The organism is Asanoa sp. NPDC049573, from assembly GCF_040676615.1.
Taxonomy (GTDB): domain Bacteria; phylum Actinomycetota; class Actinomycetes; order Mycobacteriales; family Micromonosporaceae; genus Asanoa.
The window spans coordinates 1-17,892 of sequence record NZ_JBFAPI010000009.1; the positions used below are offsets into that span (position 1 = coordinate 1).

13 protein-coding genes are annotated in these 17,892 nt (G+C 67.3%); 6 read left to right on the plus strand and 7 right to left on the minus strand.

Going from position 1 to position 17,892, the window contains the following annotated elements; translation table 11 throughout:
* The 5 genes from AB0J74_RS20850 to AB0J74_RS20870 form a co-directional block, all read right to left on the minus strand.
* A partial coding sequence (locus AB0J74_RS20850; protein ID WP_363450264.1) for an amidohydrolase family protein occupies nt 1-412 on the minus strand: 412 nt, incomplete at its 3' end.
* Between the two features lie 412 nt (nt 413-824).
* The gene (locus AB0J74_RS20855) at nt 825-1,742 is read right to left on the minus strand and encodes a hypothetical protein (protein ID WP_363450266.1); all 918 of its coding nucleotides are present in this window, start codon (nt 1,740-1,742) and stop codon (nt 825-827) included.
* Between the two features lie 1,069 nt (nt 1,743-2,811).
* On the minus strand, nt 2,812-3,525 hold the full coding sequence (locus AB0J74_RS20860) for a DUF4386 domain-containing protein (RefSeq protein ID WP_363450268.1): 714 nt from the start codon (nt 3,523-3,525) through the stop codon (nt 2,812-2,814).
* Nucleotides 3,522-4,244 carry a DUF4389 domain-containing protein gene (locus AB0J74_RS20865; RefSeq protein ID WP_363450270.1) on the minus strand — a complete coding sequence of 241 codons (723 nt, stop codon included), beginning with the start codon at nt 4,242-4,244 and terminating at the stop codon, nt 3,522-3,524. The genes AB0J74_RS20860 and AB0J74_RS20865 overlap by 4 nt, the downstream gene beginning before the upstream one ends.
* A gap of 366 nt (nt 4,245-4,610) precedes the next feature.
* Nucleotides 4,611-4,916 carry a hypothetical protein gene (locus AB0J74_RS20870; RefSeq protein ID WP_363450272.1) on the minus strand — a complete coding sequence of 102 codons (306 nt, stop codon included), beginning with the start codon at nt 4,914-4,916 and terminating at the stop codon, nt 4,611-4,613.
* 1,133 nt (nt 4,917-6,049) lie between these two features.
* Here AB0J74_RS20870 and AB0J74_RS20875 point away from each other — a divergent pair.
* From AB0J74_RS20875 to AB0J74_RS20885, 3 genes are all read left to right on the plus strand, one after another.
* The gene (locus tag AB0J74_RS20875; protein WP_363450274.1) at nt 6,050-6,403 is read left to right on the plus strand and encodes a YciI family protein; all 354 of its coding nucleotides are present in this window, start codon (nt 6,050-6,052) and stop codon (nt 6,401-6,403) included.
* 5 nt (nt 6,404-6,408) lie between these two features.
* Entirely contained in the window at nt 6,409-7,602 is a 1,194-nt protein-coding gene (locus tag AB0J74_RS20880) for an RNA polymerase sigma factor (RefSeq protein WP_363450678.1), read from the plus strand.
* A 93-nt stretch (nt 7,603-7,695) separates the two neighbouring features.
* Complete coding sequence (locus AB0J74_RS20885; protein ID WP_363450275.1) at nt 7,696-8,364, plus strand: GGDEF domain-containing protein; 669 nt, start codon at nt 7,696-7,698, stop codon at nt 8,362-8,364.
* 324 nt (nt 8,365-8,688) lie between these two features.
* Here the strand turns inward: AB0J74_RS20885 and AB0J74_RS20890 are convergent, their stop codons facing one another.
* Nucleotides 8,689-9,675, minus strand: a complete 987-nt coding sequence (locus AB0J74_RS20890) for a helix-turn-helix domain-containing protein (protein WP_363450276.1) — start codon at nt 9,673-9,675, stop codon at nt 8,689-8,691.
* Nucleotides 9,676-9,854: 179 nt separating this feature from the next.
* Between AB0J74_RS20890 and AB0J74_RS20895 the strand changes: the two genes are divergently transcribed.
* Nucleotides 9,855-13,952 (plus strand): S8 family serine peptidase, encoded by a 4,098-nt coding sequence (locus tag AB0J74_RS20895; protein WP_363450277.1) that lies wholly within the window; start codon nt 9,855-9,857, stop codon nt 13,950-13,952.
* A gap of 80 nt (nt 13,953-14,032) precedes the next feature.
* On the opposite strand, the gene AB0J74_RS20900 is transcribed toward AB0J74_RS20895, so the two are convergent.
* Nucleotides 14,033-15,448 (minus strand): PLP-dependent aminotransferase family protein, encoded by a 1,416-nt coding sequence (locus tag AB0J74_RS20900; RefSeq protein WP_363450279.1) that lies wholly within the window; start codon nt 15,446-15,448, stop codon nt 14,033-14,035.
* 61 nt (nt 15,449-15,509) lie between these two features.
* Here AB0J74_RS20900 and AB0J74_RS20905 point away from each other — a divergent pair, with 61 nt between their 5' ends.
* Both AB0J74_RS20905 and AB0J74_RS20910 read left to right on the plus strand, forming a co-directional pair.
* Entirely contained in the window at nt 15,510-16,667 is a 1,158-nt protein-coding gene (locus tag AB0J74_RS20905) for a pyridoxal phosphate-dependent aminotransferase family protein (RefSeq protein WP_363450281.1), read from the plus strand.
* Nucleotides 16,664-17,887, plus strand: coding sequence for an ArgE/DapE family deacylase (locus AB0J74_RS20910; protein WP_363450283.1), 1,224 nt, complete (start codon nt 16,664-16,666; stop codon nt 17,885-17,887). The genes AB0J74_RS20905 and AB0J74_RS20910 overlap by 4 nt, the downstream gene beginning before the upstream one ends.
* The last annotated feature ends 5 nt before the right edge of the window (nt 17,888-17,892 follow it).

Here is a 17,892-nt window from a genome sequence, read left to right on the forward strand (position 1 = left end):
CGTAACGTTCGACGTTCTCGGCCAGCTTCTTCAGCCCGTCCTCACCCTCGCGCGGATCCCACCGGGTGTTGGCGATGAACTTGCCCGGGTGCTTCTCGCCGAGAGCCGCGTTGCGCTCGGTGGTGTTGAAGCCCTCCTTGTACCACTCGGTCAGATACGTCGGCTGGAACACCGCGACGTCCACGTACCCGTCCTCGAAGACGTCCTTCATCAGGTCGTCCTCGGTGTAGGCCATGAACTTCTCGATCGGCCAGTGCGTCTCCGCGGGTGCCAACGAGTGATACGCATGGAAGCACTCGATCCAGCCCTTGGCGTACTGCTCAGCGCCCGGCACCCAGTTGTCCGGCGCCGCGTTCCAGTAGTGCATGTGGCTGTCGACGACGAAGTACTTCTCCCCGTCCTTCTCGTACACAGCGATTACCTCGATCCGGCGGTGAGGTCGAAGCCGATGTACTCGGCCGCGCCCTCCGGGTTGGCGACCATGATGGTCGGGCGCGTGCGTCCCCGAGCGCGGTGATGTCGAGGCCGGCCGTGGTCGTAGCGCGGGCGGCTGCTAGGAGCCCGGCAGGCGGCTGCGCTTGTCATCGTCCTCGTGTAGCACACACGTCACTCTAAGTAATCATACTCCTCTGCGCCGACGATCGGGCCCTCGCGGGAAACGACATTGATGCCGGGATCTCGGCCAGCGCGCACGTGTCCGGGAACCGGATCGAACTCCTCAGTCGGCCCTGCCGCGGGGTTTGGCCAACGTCTCCACGCAGGACGGCCGTGCCCGGGCGGCCGTCCTGTCTCTCGCGGGCGTCATTTTCATATCGGACCGCGGGTCAGCGGGCGACTGTGGCTCGATGTGAGCCACGTCGGCGTTTCGCGCCTGCTGCGGGTTGACGAGCGTCGGCCGGTGTGTCGCGCTTGCGACCGAACCATCGCGGGTGCCACCAGGCGTTCCTCCGCGGCTCGCCGTTCTGCGTTCGGCCGGCGACGGCGTCGGTGTTTCCATCGGGTGGTGAGTCACCCGTGCCGGCGGACGCCGTCGCTTCGGCCGCATCCTCGCCGCCGGTGACGCGTCGCCAGACCTGTTCCCAGCGTGCCAGGTCGACGGTGCCGCCTCCGGCTTGCGCGACGATCCCTCGCACGACGGCCCAGGTAGGCGGCCGCCGGCCGGTGAGCACCTCCCACTCGGGGCTACCGCTGCGCCCCGCCTCCTGCGAGTCGGCACCACGGGTCCGCCACGCGTCGAGGTCGAGGCGCTTCTCCATTGCCAGGTCCACGAGTGACGTGACAAGGTCCTGCATGCGTACGGCGTTCGCCAAGCTCGGCGGAACGGCCGTGGTGCGGAGCGGATACTCGACCGACACGATGGGCACATCGACCGGGCCCTCGCCCTCGCTCGTATCCGGAACAACGGTGGCGTCGGTCGGCGCCGGCGGCCTTGCCGTGTCCGCTGTGGACCGCGCGCGCTGTTGCTGGTTGCGGTGGGCGATTCGATGCAGTGCCCGGCACTCGCGCACGTCCTCCTCGGTCACCGCGCGGCCGACCTTCGCAAGCGCGTCGAGGAACTGCTCCACCGACGGCCAGCTCTGGTAGCTGCCGTTAGCCGCGTTCGACAAGGCGCGGTGGTCGGTCTGAGTAACTTTGCCCATGGCCCGGTACGAGATGTCGCGGCCCTTGAGCAGACGGAGCTTCTCAGCGAGGAGCTTCGCCGGCATGTGGTCGGGAATCGGCAACGGACGACGGCCGGCCATCAATCACATCACCCCTTCTCGAGCGTGGCGCCGTCTTGACGACGAAAAGCCACGCGAGACCCAATGGGTTAGGGCAGCCACTGTGGACACCTCCCTGGACGGGCTGCGCCGCCGCGTCGCCGCCAACGTTCGCGGCAGCGCCAGCCACCTATGAGGTTCAAGGCTCGCGTCCCACCGGCCGGGCAGTCGGCCAAGGTGACCAGCCGTCCGTCAACGGAGCGCTCAGAGCAGCCTATGCACCTCACCTGGCGCAATTCGTCGAATGTCCCGTTTAGGTGACATGATTTGGCGGCAGATGGTCTTGTCCGTACCTTTTATCAGCTGGTTTGCGCCCATTCACATTGGCCCACTGCGAATCGCGTGAGCGACTCGCGCCGGAGCGGCCGCGGGCGGCACCCGGCGCGGTATCGCCAGGCAGGTGCGACTTACTGCCTGGCCAAAGGTGCCGTCGACGTCATGGATGTTCGTTGGACGGGCTGTCGGCCAGGCCGGGCAGGACCCTTGGGTCGAGACTTCCTTTCGCATCGGGCGGCGCGGCGATCCGGATCGACGCGCCGCGAGCGTCGCCGTCATCCTCGACTACACCGTCTTCGATGTCCGCAACCGTCGGGCAGCAGCGGTCGCCTCGGCGGCGGCACCGAGCCGACCGCGGCATATGCACGCCAGGTGGTCCCCCCGTTGCGGAGACCTCGGCGGAGACGGCAGGTCTTGTCGACGCCTCCTCTTAACCTTGCGCGATCGCTGGCAACGCCGTGGCGCCCTACCGATCGAAATTTGCGCGCTGTCTTACTCCAGGCCGGCTCGATGCCCCGTGGTTCAGCCCCTACTTCTTAGCGGGAGTCGAAGTGGTCGGCGTGACCGTGCCTGGCAGACATGCGGTAACTGAGGTCGCGTCCTGCCCATCATCGGACCCAGATCAGATGGCGATTATTGTTTGAAGAGGGTCCAAGGAGCGTTCGAGCCGCGCTGGCGGCGACCAGATAGACATGCGCGCCGGTCCAAGCCTTGACCGTCCGCATCCACGCGGCCTGCGGCCGGGCCCTTCGTGGGCCCGGCCCTTGGTCGACGGTCAGCTGCTGAGGACGGGAACGCGGCTGGCTGGCGTGATGTCGCCGGTGTTCATGCCGGCCGTGAGCGTGGCGGGTTTGAAGCCCTTGACGATCAGGTAGACGCCGAGCGAGAACTCCCACACCCCGATCGGGATGGTGAGGAGGCCCGACGCCACGGAGACCTGTGTCCAGAACCCGAACATTGTGGCGAAGAACGAAATGGTGAGCAGGGTTGCTCCGATGAAGCCCAGCACAGGAAGGACCCTCGGCACGAGGCGGGACTGGTAGAGCAGCGATCCCAACAGCAGTCCGTTGACGGCCGGGATGAGGCCTTGCCCGGTGAGGAACGTCCAGTTGTGCAGGGCGACCAGTGCCTTGCCGGTGGTCAGCGCTTCCGGTCCGGCTCCGTCCTGTCGCAGGGTGACCATCGACATCACGATCACGATGCCGGCGAAGATGGTGGCCGCCTCGAGGACGCGGGTGCCGACGAATGCCAGCGCGCGGGCTTCGCTCTGCCGCTTGACCACCGGGTAGAGCACGACCGCGGTGCCGATCCCGGCGAGGGCCACGATCGTCTCCAGGACGGCGCCCCAGATCGCGCCGGTACCCGAGGCAGGGCCGAGAACGTAGTTCGGGTCCCGCAACCCGGCGTACAGGCCGAGGGTCGGGATCGACACGAAACTCAGCAGGTAACAGACACCCGCGACGAGCGCGGTCCTACGCAGAGGAGTCACTGCGGCTCCTTCAGGTCGTGTCGCGCCGCGCCCGAGGGTGCGATGACGGCGGTCGCGGGGTCCCTACCGCCAGTGTCCAATCGGAACGGCGGGTACGTGTCGGTCATCAGCGAGGTGTAGGCGGCGACCCTGAGCACCCACCGGTTCAGGCCGAGGATGAGGTCGTAGAGCCCAGTCGGGTACCGGCCGGTGACAGCCAGGATGACCGCTGCGATGAGCACCAGCAGCCCGATCAGTCCGCCGCCGGTCCAGCTGTAGTTCTGGGTATCGGAGTTCAAGGCGAGCCAGGTTCCGCCGCCGGCGAAGATGCCGACGAGCAGCAGATGCGGCAACGCCAGCAGCCACCATTTCACCAGGACCAGCCCACGAGACAGCTGCTCCGGGTACGGCACGTGCAGGTGTGCCGGATAGTCCGGGACCTCGGCCAGCGTGAACGGCGGGTATTGGTCCGTGCCGAGCGCGCTGTAGGCGTAGTAGTTGACTCGCCAGGTCCAGCGCATCACGCCGACGTTGAACTCGAAGAGCCGGCGCGGATATCGGCCGGTGAAAAGGATTGCGAAGAACGCGATCACCGACGTGACACAGAATGCGATCCACAGGGGAATCAGCACGACGAAGTGCGGGATGGCCAGAACCCATTTCACCAGCCAGAGCCAGCGTGACAGGTGCGGGTCCAGATGCGCGTCGACGCGCACCGGGTAGGCGGACGAAACACTCATGATCCACGTGCCTCCAACGGATCGGCTTTCCCAGCCGGTCCGCGGACGCGTTAAGGCGCCGACGGGACCAAGCGGTAGTTGCGCGGGTCCGTCCGGAGATCCGAGTGGCTGCAACGTCATCGCCGATGGCGACGTGCCGGTCGCCGTCCCCTGCATCGCTCGGTTCTAAAACGCGGCGATGCCGCGTTTTCGCTGCCGAGGTCTGAGGCAGCGCGCCCGGTGGGCGCCGGCAGTCAAAGGCGCTGACAAGCCGATCCGACGCTGACTGTACGCGCTATTCGCGGCTCCAAACCGCGACGGGCAACTTTATTTACAAGCCTCGACCTCCGGACTGACTGGGACCCTGGCACCTCCGGTGTGGACACGTCAGCTCAGCCCGGTGGTGAATCCGGCCCGCCAGCTCGGATACACGGGCGCCCAGGCCAGGTCGCGTTTGACCCGTTCGTTGGAGATGCCGGGCGCCCGGGTCATCATGTCCACCGCGAAGTCGCCAGCCAGCCTGCGGACCAGCCAGGCCGGGACTCGCCGCGGCGGCTTGGCGCCCAAGGCCTGGGCCAGGTACGGCAACCATTCCCGCACCGGCGCCGGCTCGTCATCGGCGACGTGGTAGATCCCGGGCCGGCCTCGCTCGATGGCCGCGGCATCGGGTACGGGCGATCGCCGAAACCACACCCCGTCACCACCGGTGGGGTTGGTCGATCAAGTGTCGCGATCGCGGCGTTGTTTGGATGCTCACCGCCATGTCTGATACTGCCGCACTTTCCATGACAGTTGAGATGCCCGGCATAGCGCACGGTGCTCAGCACACGGATGCCACCGCGGTTAGCGCGGCGACCATGGCCGCGTTCGCCGGCTACCTCGGTGTTGCGGCGGTTTGGTGGTGGTTAGTCGGCCGGCGCGGGAGCGATGCAGCGCCCGACCACCCCGTCGTTGCGGCCACGAGCGCGCGGTCGACGGCGACGCTGCATCCGCTCCTCGGCCGGGCCGGCGCGATGGCGTTTTAGGCTGCGATGGCTGCCGCTATGAGCGTGGCGCTGTTCGCCTCACGCTGATCGGCTCGGACCCGGGGCTGGGTGGAGTACACCGAGATCAGCGCTGCGCATATGTGGCCGAACTCGACGAGCCAATACAGCGGGTCGGAGACCGTCATGTTCGACTCCGCGAACGTGGGCACCGCGAGTCGCAAATGCGGTCGAATTCTTCTGATCTTTACCGCGGCAGTGTCGAGTGGCGTCGAGTTTGTTCGTAGCTGAGGTGAGGGCAGCGCGAAGCGCCAGGGGCACTATCGAAGGAGCAGGTTGTGACCGCTGCGAACACGAGAGCCTTAGCTGGGCGGCGGGGATGGGTGGGGTTGGCCTTGCTCGGCTTGCCCAGGTTTCTCGTGTCAATGGATTTCTGCGTGCTGTACCTCGCTGTTCCGCATCTGACCGCCGATCTCGCGCCGAGCGGCGTCCAGCAGCTGTGGATCGTCGACATCCGCTCAGCTGCGGGCAGAGCAGAGCGGAGTTGGCCGCGGCCCGCGACGCGTTCACCTCCGGCGTACACGTGGTTGGCATTGTCCTGCCGTCTTCTACGCCGGCCTCGCCCTACTCGCAATACGGGCGTTCCGGCACGCAACGCCCATGGCGGCGACAACCCAGCGAACAAAGACCAACAGGCAGGCCTGGTACGCGACGCCCCGCCAGCCACCAGTGCGTAGGCCCGCGCACACGATAGAGCCTGCGCCACGGGGAATATGGCCACTGAATAGGTCCTGGTCGTGCCGCCCTTTCGCCACCCAACACCGATCGCAAAGGAGTTCTGCTGTGAAGCACTACCTGCTCGCCGTCCAGGACGACGAGAGTGCAACGTGGCCCCCCGACGAGTACGCACGGCAGTGGGCCCGGACTAGCCAGGTGACCGCCGAGATGCGGGCTAAGGGTTGCTGGGTGTTCGTCGGCGGCCTGGCGGGCTCGCATGCCACGACGGTCGTGCGCCCCGGCAACGGCACGACCACGATGACCGACGGCCCGTTCGCCGAGACGAAGGAGCAGCTCGGCGGGTTCTGGGTGATCCAGTGCGACGACCTCGACCAGGCGCTGTCATGGGCCCAGAAGTGCGCGCTGGCCTGCGGGCGCCCGATCGAAGTGCGCCCGTTCGAAGACGTGCCGGGGGCTTGAGCACGGTGGATCTGGACAGCGTCTTCCGGGCGGAGTACGGCCGGTGCGTGGCGACGCTGACGCGGGTCCTCGGTGACATCGGGCTCGCCGAGGAGGCCGTGCAGGACGCCTTCGCGGTGGCCGTCGAGAAGTGGGACGAGGCCCTGCCGCCCAACCCGGGCGGGTGGATCGTCACCACCGCCCGCAACCGGGCTATTGACCGCTTGCGCCGGGAAACCACCCGTGAGGCCCGCCAAGCTCAGGCGCTGCTGCTGCACCAACCCGACGAGCCGAAGGAAGTGGGACCGGTGCGCGACGACGAGCTTCGCATGATCTTCACCTGCTGCCACCCGGCGCTGTCGCCGCTCGCGCAGACCGCGCTTACCCTGCGCCTGCTCGGCGGGTTGGAGGTGGGGGAGATCGCGCGGGCCTACCTGGTGCCGGAGGCCACCATTTTCCAGCGGATTGTCCGCGCGAAGAAGAAGATCCGCGACACCGGCATCCCCTATCGGGTGCCCGAGGCACCGGAGCTCCCAGATCGGCTGGCATCGGTACTCACCGTGATCTACCTGGTCTTCAACGAGGGATACACCTCCACGTCAGGCGAGCTACTGCGCACCGACCTATGCGTGGAAGCCGTCCGCTTGGCCAGGGCGCTCGCTGAGCTGATGCCCGACGAGCCGGAGGTGATCGGGCTGCTGGCACTCCTGCTACTCATCGAAGCCCGGCGCCCAGCACGGGTAGCGCCGTCGGGCGAACTGGTGTTGCTCGCCGAGCAAGACCGTTCACTGTGGAACCGCAAGTTGATCGCTGAAGGGCATGAGTTGGTACGGCGGTGTCTGCGCCGCGCCGAGCCGGGGCCGTACCAGTTGCAGGCCGCGATCAACGCTGTGCACACCGATGGGCCGGCGACCGACTGGGCGCAGGTGCTCGCGCTCTACGACCAGCTGCTGCAGCACACCCCGACCCCGATCGTGGCGCTCAACCGCGCAGTCGCCGTCGCCGAGGTGCACGGACCGGCGCTGGCGCTGGCGGCCATCGAAGGGCTCGACCTGCCGGGCTACCACCTGCTGCCGGCCACCCGCGCGGACCTGCTCGCCCGCCTCGGCCGGACCGCCGATGCCGTCGCCGCCTATGACGAGGCCATCACCCTGGCCACCAACGACACCGAACGAACCTTCCTGCAGACGCGACGGGCGCGCCTGACGCGGGAGACCTGAGATGACAAGGAAAGGAGAGTCACCATGACATTGACTGCCCTTCCGACGGAGTCCTTCCAGCGCTTGCTGTGCGTCGCCGCGCACCCTGACGACATGAAGTACCGCAGGTCGACGACGTTCAGGGGGACGTCAATGTCGCTGATCGCTCAGCTCGTCCTGACCGCCAGCGGTGGGTTGCTGGCTGGAATCGCGGCCGGCGCAGGTGTTCTGCGGCGGCAAGGCCGCCTGCTCGCCAGCGCCCGCTACGACGCCGAGCACGACGACATCACCGGCCTGCCCAACCGCCGTGCGTTCCTGACTGCGCTCGACGGACGACTGCGCTCCGGACAGCCGTGTGGGCTGGTCATGGCGGACCTCGACCGGTTCAAGGTCATCAACGACACGTTGGGACATGCGACTGGAAACCACGTGCTCGCCGAGGTCGGCCGGCGGCTGATCGGCCTGCCGAGCCCGGTCGCGGTCGCCGCCCGCCTCTCCGGCGACGAGTACGCGCTGCTCGTCGACGGCGACCTGGACGCCACCGCCGTCGTCGCGCAGGCCGCTCACCGGGCTCTGACCGCCACCCCGGTTCGCCTTCCCGACCGAAGCTGCGGCATCGACGCCAGCGTCGGCTACACCGCCTACCGGCTTGGCGTCACCGCCGCAGACCTGCTCACCGAGGCCGACGCCGCGATGTACCACGCCAAACGCACCGGGGCAGGCGTCACGCGATTCGGGCACGAGTGCGCGTTGCGACAACAGGACCGCCCTCTCCACCACTGATCAGGCCGCTCGTCCCACCGATAGCGCCGGGCATGGGCCGTGCTCTGCATGGATCAGCGATGTGTGGTGCACGCTCGGCGGGTGGCTGGAGGCCTGGCGCGCACCAGCCCCGGGCGCCCCAGTTCCGGCTGACGCTGCCGGTCCGGACGGTGACCGGCTCAGCGGATCGCCGCTACGGCTGGTGCCCGACGACATCGAGTTGGCCACGGTGACCCAGCCGATCCAGCCGCGCGACCGTTACGGCCACCTTTCAGCAGCCGGTGCGCGAACAGTAGCGTGGCGATGCGGACCGGGAACGTTGATGAGCATGGCCAGGACACCGTTTCAGATCCAGCCGCGATCGCGGGCCGCCATGCCGGCCTGGAACCGCGTGCCCGCGCCGAGCAGACTCATCAGGTCATGGATGCGCCTCTGGACGGTGCGCAGGCTCAGTCCGAGCGAACGTGCGATGGCTTCGTCAGTCAGGCCGGACGCAAGCAATGTCAACAGCGCGTTGGTGCCTTCGTGCGGTTCCGGTGGAGACGCACCGTGCGTCGAGGCGTGAGGCGCGGCGGCCGGACGCAGGGGCACCGCGCGCTGCCAGACGAGTTCGAAGAGAACGATCAGAGCATCCAGCAGGGCCGAGGGATGCACGACGAACGCCGCCGCGATCGAGTACGCCGAACTCCGGATCGGAATGATGGCCGCGCTGTCGTCGACCATCCACAGCTTCAGCGGAGCGTTCACCATCACTCGCGCCTTCTCGCCTCGCTCGATGGAGGTCCGGATGTCTTCGAGCTTGCCTGGAATGACGACGGCCTCCCGGTCGTAGATGACCCGGTACTCGATCCCCTGAGCGAGCCGGCGCAGTTCGCGCGCCGCGTTGACGTTGCCCGAACCCATGACGTACGGCGGCTTGTCGATCCCCCGCAACATGCTCTGCATCGTCTCCTGCAACGCGAACGCCCGGCTGGCGATGTTGTCCGCCCCGGTGATGACCTCGACCAGCTCGGCTGGGTGGGTGTGGCGGGAGGCGCGGTGGAACGCGGCAGTGAGGTCGTGCACGGCGGTCCGGACCTGATTCAGCTCGTCTTCGCGGCGGCTTAGGAGCGGTTGGATCGAGACGTCCGGCGCCACCGCGATAAAGGTGGGTTGCTTGCCCGGCAGGCGGCTAGCAAAGCCGCGCCGCACAAACTGCCCGAGGGCACGGGCGGCGGCACGCGTGGACAGCTCGCAATGCTTGGCCAACTCCGGGGCGGTCGATCTCGGGTTATCGACGAGCGCCATGTAGAGACGGCTTTCGACGGGTGTGAGTCCGATCGCCTCCAGCATCTGAAGCCCCTTGATCTTGGCGGTCCTCCGCCACCTGGCGGGTATTGGTCGGCTGACGCACTTGCGTCGATGCCCACGCAGCCTCAGGTTAGATCACCAGAGCCCGTGAGATCCACGACGTTCGCTGGCCTCCGACGCGACCCGCCGGACCGCCACCCCTCGTATGCATGGAGGATCCAATGCGGTTGACACCTTCGGCCCGCTGGCGCGGGCTCCGACTACCGTTGGCGGCGCTGAGCACAGCGGTCCTGGTGGCCGTTTTGGGGACGCCCGCCGGAGCCACGCCCGACCTCGCGACCGGCGCCACAATGCCGGCCGCTGTCCCGTTTGCCGACAGCGCCGGTCCCGGCCTCGCCGTCAACGGCCCGTTGCGCATCACGATGATTACCGGCGACACAGTCGCTTACCGGCGGGACAGCGCCGGGCGGGTCTCCACCACGGTGACGCCGGGATCCGGCCGCGGCGCCGTCGCGTTCCGGGCGACCCGTGACACCAATGGCTATTACCTCGTGCCCGGCGACGCCGAACGATACGTCCTGGCCGGTCTCGTGGATCGGCAACTATTCAACCTGGAATACCTGGCCGCCAACGGCTACGACGATGCCCGGTCAGCCCAGCTGCCTCTCATCGTCCAGTACCCGAGCGTCCCGGCGGCATCGCGAGCCGCGCTGCCGGCTCTGGCGGAGAGGGCCGCAGCGTTGCCCGCCACCACGGGACAGCGCAGCTTGCCGAGCATCAACGGCGTGGCCCTGCGGGTAGGCAAGAAAGGCGCGACGACGTTCTGGAACACCGCGCGCGGCGCTCCGCTGGCCAGTCGCCCGGCCGCCGGCGGACCAGCGGGTTTCGGCGCGGGCGGCGGACCGGCAACCGCTGCCCTCGGTGCCGGCCTCGGCCGGGTATGGCTCGACGCGAAGGTGAAAGTCGCCGACCAAGCCAGCAACGCCCAGATCGGCGCCTCTACCGCATGGGCCGCCGGCTACGACGGCACCGGCATCGCGGTCGGCATCATCGACACCGGCGTGGACGCCGGACATCCTGACCTGGCTGGCCGGATCACCGCGGCGCAGAACTTCGTGCCCGCCGGAGCCCCAGGCGGCGGCGACCCCGCCGATGTGACCGACCGGTTCGGGCACGGAACGCATGTCGCGTCCACGATCGCTGGCACCGGCGCCGCCTCGGACGGTCGGCACAAGGGCGTCGGCCCAGGCGCGAAACTCATCGTCGCTAAGGCGTTGGACGACGACGGCGCCGGCAGCAACTCCACCGTCATCGAGGCGATGCAGTGGCAGGCGGCTACAGAACACGCCCGGATTGTGAACATGAGCCTGGGCGGTGGCCCAACCGACGGTACTGATCCGATGAGCCAGGCGGTGAATGAGCTCAGCGCGCAGTACGGCACGCTCTTCGTGATCGCCGCTGGAAACGACGGACCCGACCGGGGCACCGTCGCAGCGCCTGGCGCGGCGGACGCCGCACTGACCGTTGGCGCCGTCGATCGCTCTGACCACATGGCCGACTTCTCTGCCCGCGGCCCCCGCCTCGGCGACGACATCGGTCTCAAGCCCGAGATCGTCGCCCCCGGTGTCGGGATCATCGGGGCACGCGCAGCCGGCACGACGCTGGGCGAACCGCTCGACGAGCGTTACAGCGTTGCCTCCGGCACGTCGATGGCGACGCCGCACGTTGCCGGCGCCGCCGCCATCCTTGCTCAACGCTTCCCGGACTGGGGCCCGGATCGGCTCAAAGCCGCCCTGGTCAGCACCGCCAAGGACATCGGGGAGACGGTGTACGCGCAAGGCGCCGGCCGTCTCGACATCGGGCGAGCAGCTACCCAGCACGTCTTCGCCAACACCGCGGCGGTGTCCACCGGATTCCCCTTCCCCCACACGGGTCAGGTCCTCAGCCGCCAGATCGCCTACACCAACACCGGCGCCGCCCCAGTCACTCTGGCGCTGTCGGTGTCACTGAGCCGGCGCGGCGAAACCCCGAGCGGACCCGGCCTTGGCACAGTCAGCCCCGCGTCGCTGACGATCCCCGCCGGCGGGACCGCCACCGCGAACCTGAGGATCGATCCGAATGCCGGTGCCAACGGCCTCTACTCCGGCCGTCTGCTGGCGACCGCAGGCCCGGGTGGCGCGCAAGTGAGCGTCCCGATCGGGTTCTACACCCAACCCCAACAGCACAACCTCACCGTGAGGATTGTCGGCGGATACCGCCAAGTGGTCATGCTCCAGTCAATGGTGGCGAACCGGCTCAACGACACCGACCCGGCGTTCGGCGGCGAGCCCAACGCCATCTGGTCTGGCGAGTTTCACGAAACCGACGTGCCGAACACACTTGAGGTCACGCTGAGGCTCGCCCACGGCGGGGTTTACGCCTTGGACACCCAACTACTCTGGGAAAACCAGTCCGACGGCGCGAAAAATTTCGCGATGTTCACCAAGCCGGAGCTAACGCTCGACCGGGATACCACGGTCACGTTCGACGCAAGCAGGCTTGTGCCAATCCAGGTCCAGACGCCGCGTCCGTCCGAGCAGGTCGGCATGAACTACCTCTTCTCGCGTACGTCCGCGGCTGGCACCGAGTACAGCGGGGGCATGATCTTCAGCTACCCGATCGTCGCGCCAAGCCGATTCTGGGTTTTGCCGACCGATCCCGCTCCGTTGCGGATCGGCAAGTTCGCCTTCGTGTTCGACCAACTGAACATCGAGCCGCAGGTGACGCTGGCATTGCGGGGCCGCGAACGGGTCGAGCTCCATCCGCGCTACGTGACCGAGGGCAACGACCTCCTCGCCAAGTTCCACTCTGACCTGCGGCTCGATCTCGCGGACGAAGCCGCCCTGCGGGCCGGCCGAAGCGTGCGGGGGAAACTAGTTTTCCTCCAATCGCGCACATTGGAGCCGTTCATAGAGGCGATCGACCTCGCGATCACAGCGGGCGCGGCCGGCGTCCTGACCGACACCCGCCTCTCCTGGGCGATGTACGACCCGGCCTACCAGGATCAGGCAACGATCCCGCTGCTGTGGGTGGACGAGGCCGAAGGCGCACGTGTACGGGCCGCGCTGAACGCCGGGCGACCGAGCGCGGATATCGGCGCACAGTTGGTGAGCCCGTTCGAGTACAAGTTGACCTACACCTTGCGCGGCCACGTACCGACGAACCTCACCTTCGCGCCACGCTCCAGCGAACTGCACGCCATCGACACCACCTACCACGCGCAATACGACGGCTTGGCCGGCCGCTACGGGTTCGGGCCGAACGCGGCGGAGGCGAGCCACACGTTCGTCGACGGGCAGCGGATCAGCATCAAGGCCGGCCACCTCTTCCGCATGCCTGCGCAGCGGGTGGAGTACTTCACCGTCGCTGGACCGGACGTCCTCTGGAGCCGCGAGTACTGGTTCATCCCGCCGGACGGTTCTCTGGCGCGCTCCGCCTCCGCCTACCGGGTCTACGATCACGGCGACGGCACCTCTGACGCCTCAGCACGCGAACGTGAGGCCTGGAACGAAAGCATCCTGCCGACGCAGTCGCTGGCAGGCGCGAACCTTGCCGCCCGGTACGGTGCAACCTTCCCGTGCGACGGCTGCCGACAGGGCGACCGGCTGCGAGTGCGGTCGTTGAGCGCGCTCATGCGAGGTGACTACGCCGATGCCGCCGACGCTTCCCACAGCTACCGCGGCGAGCCGGGCACCGAGGAGAACCGCCTATTCAGCGGCGGCAAGGAGGTGCGGCCGACCTACGACGAGTTTGGGCTGCCCTACTATCAGGTGCCGGCCGGATCCAGGACCTATCGGCTGAGCAACACGTTCCGCAGCGCATTTACTCCGAAGCACCCCGGCACCTCGGTCACCACCGACTGGATGTTCCGCACCAGCCGGCCCGCGACCGACACCGTCGGTGCGCCGTATGAGTGTCTCGACACGCTCAGCGTCGGCGACACCAAACCGTGCAGTTGGCTTCCCCTCATCTATCCGCACTACCAGTTCGGTCTCGCCCCCGATGACTCGGTTCCGGTGGGACGCCCGCACTACTTCACAATCACCGCACAGCAGGCGTCGAATCCGTCGGTCCGGCTGGCCGGGCTCCGGGTGTGGACGTCGACCGATTGCGGCAAGCAGTGGACCGAAGCCGCGGTACGGCTTGGGACGAGCAACAGCTATCGCGTACAGGCCGCCAGCCCCAAGCAGGCCGGCACCATCGCGGTCCGCATCGAGGCCCACGACGCAGCCGGCAACTCGGTGCGGCAAACCATCCTGGACGCGTACGTGGTGCGTTGACCAATCGGTGGATCGGGCGGCGGGTGCGCTCTTCAGGTGCTGAAGTAGTTCGCGCCGCCCGACTGCTGTGGCTCGGTGTCCTAAGGAGAGAACAAGCGACGTTGTTCAGGCTTTGCAGCCCGAAATCCGCAGAGTCCGCCAAGCTTGGCTGTGGCAGCAATGATCAACGCCTCTGGCCGGTCGTGGCAAATGCGAACATGGCTAGAGGTGGCGCGGCGGTGGTGGAAGGCGTCACCGGAGGTGATGAGCAGGCCTGCGCGGCGCGCGTTGTCGACGATCGTCGTCGCGTCCGCCGTCCCGGTGTCGATCCAATGTGTAAGCCCGCCGTGCGGCATGACGACGTTCCAGTACGGCACCTGTTCCGCGAGTTGTTCGCGCAGCAGGCGTGCCTTGCGAGCCAGGTCATTGCGGCGGGCGGGCAGCAACGTGGCGTAGGCGGCCAGCACACGAAGTGCCATGAGTTGGCTGGGAACGGGCAGGCCGAGGTCGCGGTCGAAGGCGCCGAGTAGGCGGGGGCGTAGTTCCTCAGAGAAACGGATCCAACCGGTGCGCAGTCCGGCCCATCCGGTCTTGGAGACAGACTCCACGGTGATGCTTGGCCCGTGCAGCATGCTCGCCAGCGGCGTCGGGCGGGTCTCATAGTGGAGCTCTGCATAGGTCTCATCAACGACAACAGGCACCAGGTGGGCGTTGAGGACGGCGGCGAGATCGCGAAGTCGGCCGGGGCTCGTGGTCTGGCCGCTCGGCGAATGGATTGACGTGGCGAGCAAGACGAACGCGGGTCGGGTGCGTCTCAGGGCGACGTCCAATCGCTGCGGATCAACACCGTCGGCATCGCGTTCGATCCCGATCAGGGCAGTTCCATTCCGGGCGGCGAGATCGAAAACCGCGCCATAGGTGTACTCCTCCACGAGCACCGGTGCAGTGGGTGCGGCGAGGGTCTCGAAGGCGACTCGCAGGGCGTGATGACCACCGGCTGTGACGATGATCTGATCCAGCCGGCTTCGCAGACCCACCTGGCTGAGTCGCACGGCGGCAGCCTCCCGGAAGGCATCAAGGCCGAACGGCACCACGCCGTGGTCGGGAACGGCGCTCAGCAGATCTGTTGGTGACAGTGATAGACCGGGCAGATGAGAGGCATCGAACGGTACGGCCGCAGCTAGGTTGACCACGTTGGCGCCGAGGACCGCGCTCGTGAAGGGAGCCGGCTGTGCCTCCGTCCGTGACCGTTCCGGATGCGTGGCGACTTTGGTCCCGCTTCCCTGCCGCGACACGACGACGCCCGCCTCGCGCAGCTGGTCGAGCGCTGCTGACACGGTGGGCCTGCTGACATGCAGGGCGTGAGCCAACAAGCGCTCCGAGGGCAGCTGCTCGCCTGGCGGGAGTAGCCCCGACTCGACGAGTTGCCGGAGGGCCAGAGCAAGGCGCGCGGCCAAGTTGGGCCCGTCCAGATGGACCCACCCCTCGAGCAGCTGCTCGATCGACGTGCCTGCCACCTGCAAGATCGTATTCCAATTGGCTAGTGCCGTTCCAGCCAATTCCGGAAACTCTGGTGGGGTGCTCGACAGATCACCGTCCGAAGAGCGGCTCCCGCCGTTCACCTCGATCCAGCTCACGGGTGCCAATAACCGCTGGCTGGTGACTACGGCAGGGACTTTGCTCAACTTCAGCGCGCCCAACTACCTCGGCCTCGCTGATCATCCAGCCGTGGTGTCGGCTGCCCACGAGGCACTGAACCGGTTTGGATCGGGGCCTGGGGCAGGTCCGACCGTGTCGGGTCGCTCGATCCTGCACGAGGAACTCGAACAGGCGTTGTCGAGCCATCTCGGCGTTGACTCGGCGGTCGTCATGCCCTCGGGTAGCGCCGCCAATCACGCGGTATTGGCGGGCTTAGTCCAGGCCGGCGACGTCATCATCAGCGACGCACTGAATCACGCCAGCATCGTCGATGGATGTCGGCTGAGCCCGGCCGACGTGCGTGTGGTGCCCCACCGTTCCGTGGCAGCGGTGCGTGACGCACTATCCTCCGCGCGGGCGGCCGGCGCTCGCCGCGTCCTGATCGTTACGGATGGTGTGTTCAGCGTCGACGGCGACATCGCCGACCTCGCATCCCTGGCATCGTTGCGCACCGACGAGGACATCCTGATCGTGGTTGACGACGCGCACGGCCTAGGAGTGCTCGGTCAAGGACGCGGCACTGCTGCGTACGCCGGCGTCGATCCCAACACGGTGATCACTACGAGTTCGTTCTCGAAGGCCCTCGGCGGGTTTGGCGGCGCTGTTACCGGGCCCGGATGGGCGATTGAACAGATCCGGGAAAGGGGACGCAGCTACATCTTCTCCGCCGCCCTGCCACCACCGCTTACCGCCGCTGCCTCGGCGGCACTTGAACTCGCCTTCACCACGCCGTTGATCGACAAGTTGTGGACGAATCAACGCCGTTTCGTTGCTCTCCTGGCGTCGTACGGGTTCGCCATACGATCGCCAACGCCGCTCCTACCACTCGTCCTGGGCGACCACGCCGTCACAATGCAGGCAGCTCGCGCCTTGCTGAGGGCTGGCGTCCTTGCCGTGCCGCTGGGCCCGCCCGTCACACCAGCGGATGCCGCCAGGATCCGCTTCGTCATCACGGCTGCCCATACCGACGACGACCTGGCGACCGCTGCGGACGCCCTCGATAACGCGATCACCAGACGAAACCGGATATTGCTATGACACTCGATGTCGCTCGTGCCGAGTCCATCCACCTTGCGGTCGCGGATCGACGGGCGGAGATGGTCCGCCTACTGACCGCCTTCTGCTCGCTGCCAGCGGAGAATCCGCCGGGCTCGTTCCTCGACCAGTCGCAGGACTGGATCGAATCAACCCTGACCGCGTACGGCGTCGCCTCCCAGCGCTACGACACATCACGGTCCGGCGGCGATCACCGGGTCATCGTCGGGTCGATCGGCGAAGCTGGACCCATCGTGTACCTGCACGGCCACTACGACGTTGTCCCCGCGTTCCGTCACGAGCAGTTCGCCCCCGAGGTTCGCGACGGCGCAGTGTTCGGCCGCGGCGCCTCAGACATGAAGGGCGGCTTGGTCGCCATGCTGACGGCGGCCCTGGTGCACCGTGACCTCGGCGGTACCGGCCAGGTGCGCCTCGTCTACGTCCCCGACGAGGAGACCGGCGGGGCCAACGGTTCAGAACGCATGCAGGAGCTGGGATTGATTGACGCCGAGAACTGCGTCGGTGCGATCGTTGGCGAACCCAGCTTTCCCGAGATGTGGTACGCCGCGCGGGGCGCCTTCACCATCAAGGTGACGGTCTATGGCCGTCCTGCGCACGTCGGCCTCCACTACACCGGCGACAACGCCGTCGAGCACGGCCACCGCCTGATCGGCGAGCTGCTGAGGTATCGCGACCGGATCACCCAGCACCGAACCCGCTTCGCCATCACGCCCGAGCCAGCTCGCAATTCGATCATGCTAATCGGCGGCGTGGTCAGCGGCGGAATCAACTTCAACATCGTGCCCGACAGCTTCAGTTTCACGATCGACCGCAGGCCCAATCCCGACGAGGACTATGCGAAGGCGAAGCAGGAACTGCTCGACCTGCTCCACACGTTCGGCAACGACCACGAGATGACGGTCGAAGTACTGCAGGACGTGCTTCCCGCCAGCACAGACGAAAACAGCGCACTTATCCGCACCTTGCGCGAGGCGGCCCGCACCGCTAGCGGTCGACAAGTGCCGGTGTCGATGTGCCCGGGCTGCCTGGAGACGCGCATCTACAGCCAGTTGGGTATTCCGACGGCCGCGTTCGGACCTGGTCCGTTCAGCGAGATGCACGGACCGGACGAGCACGTCCCGATTGACAACCTCGTGGAATCCGCGGCCACCTACGCCGTCACCCTCGCTGAGTTGCTGGGAACCCGCCAAGGTGACTCGTGATAGCG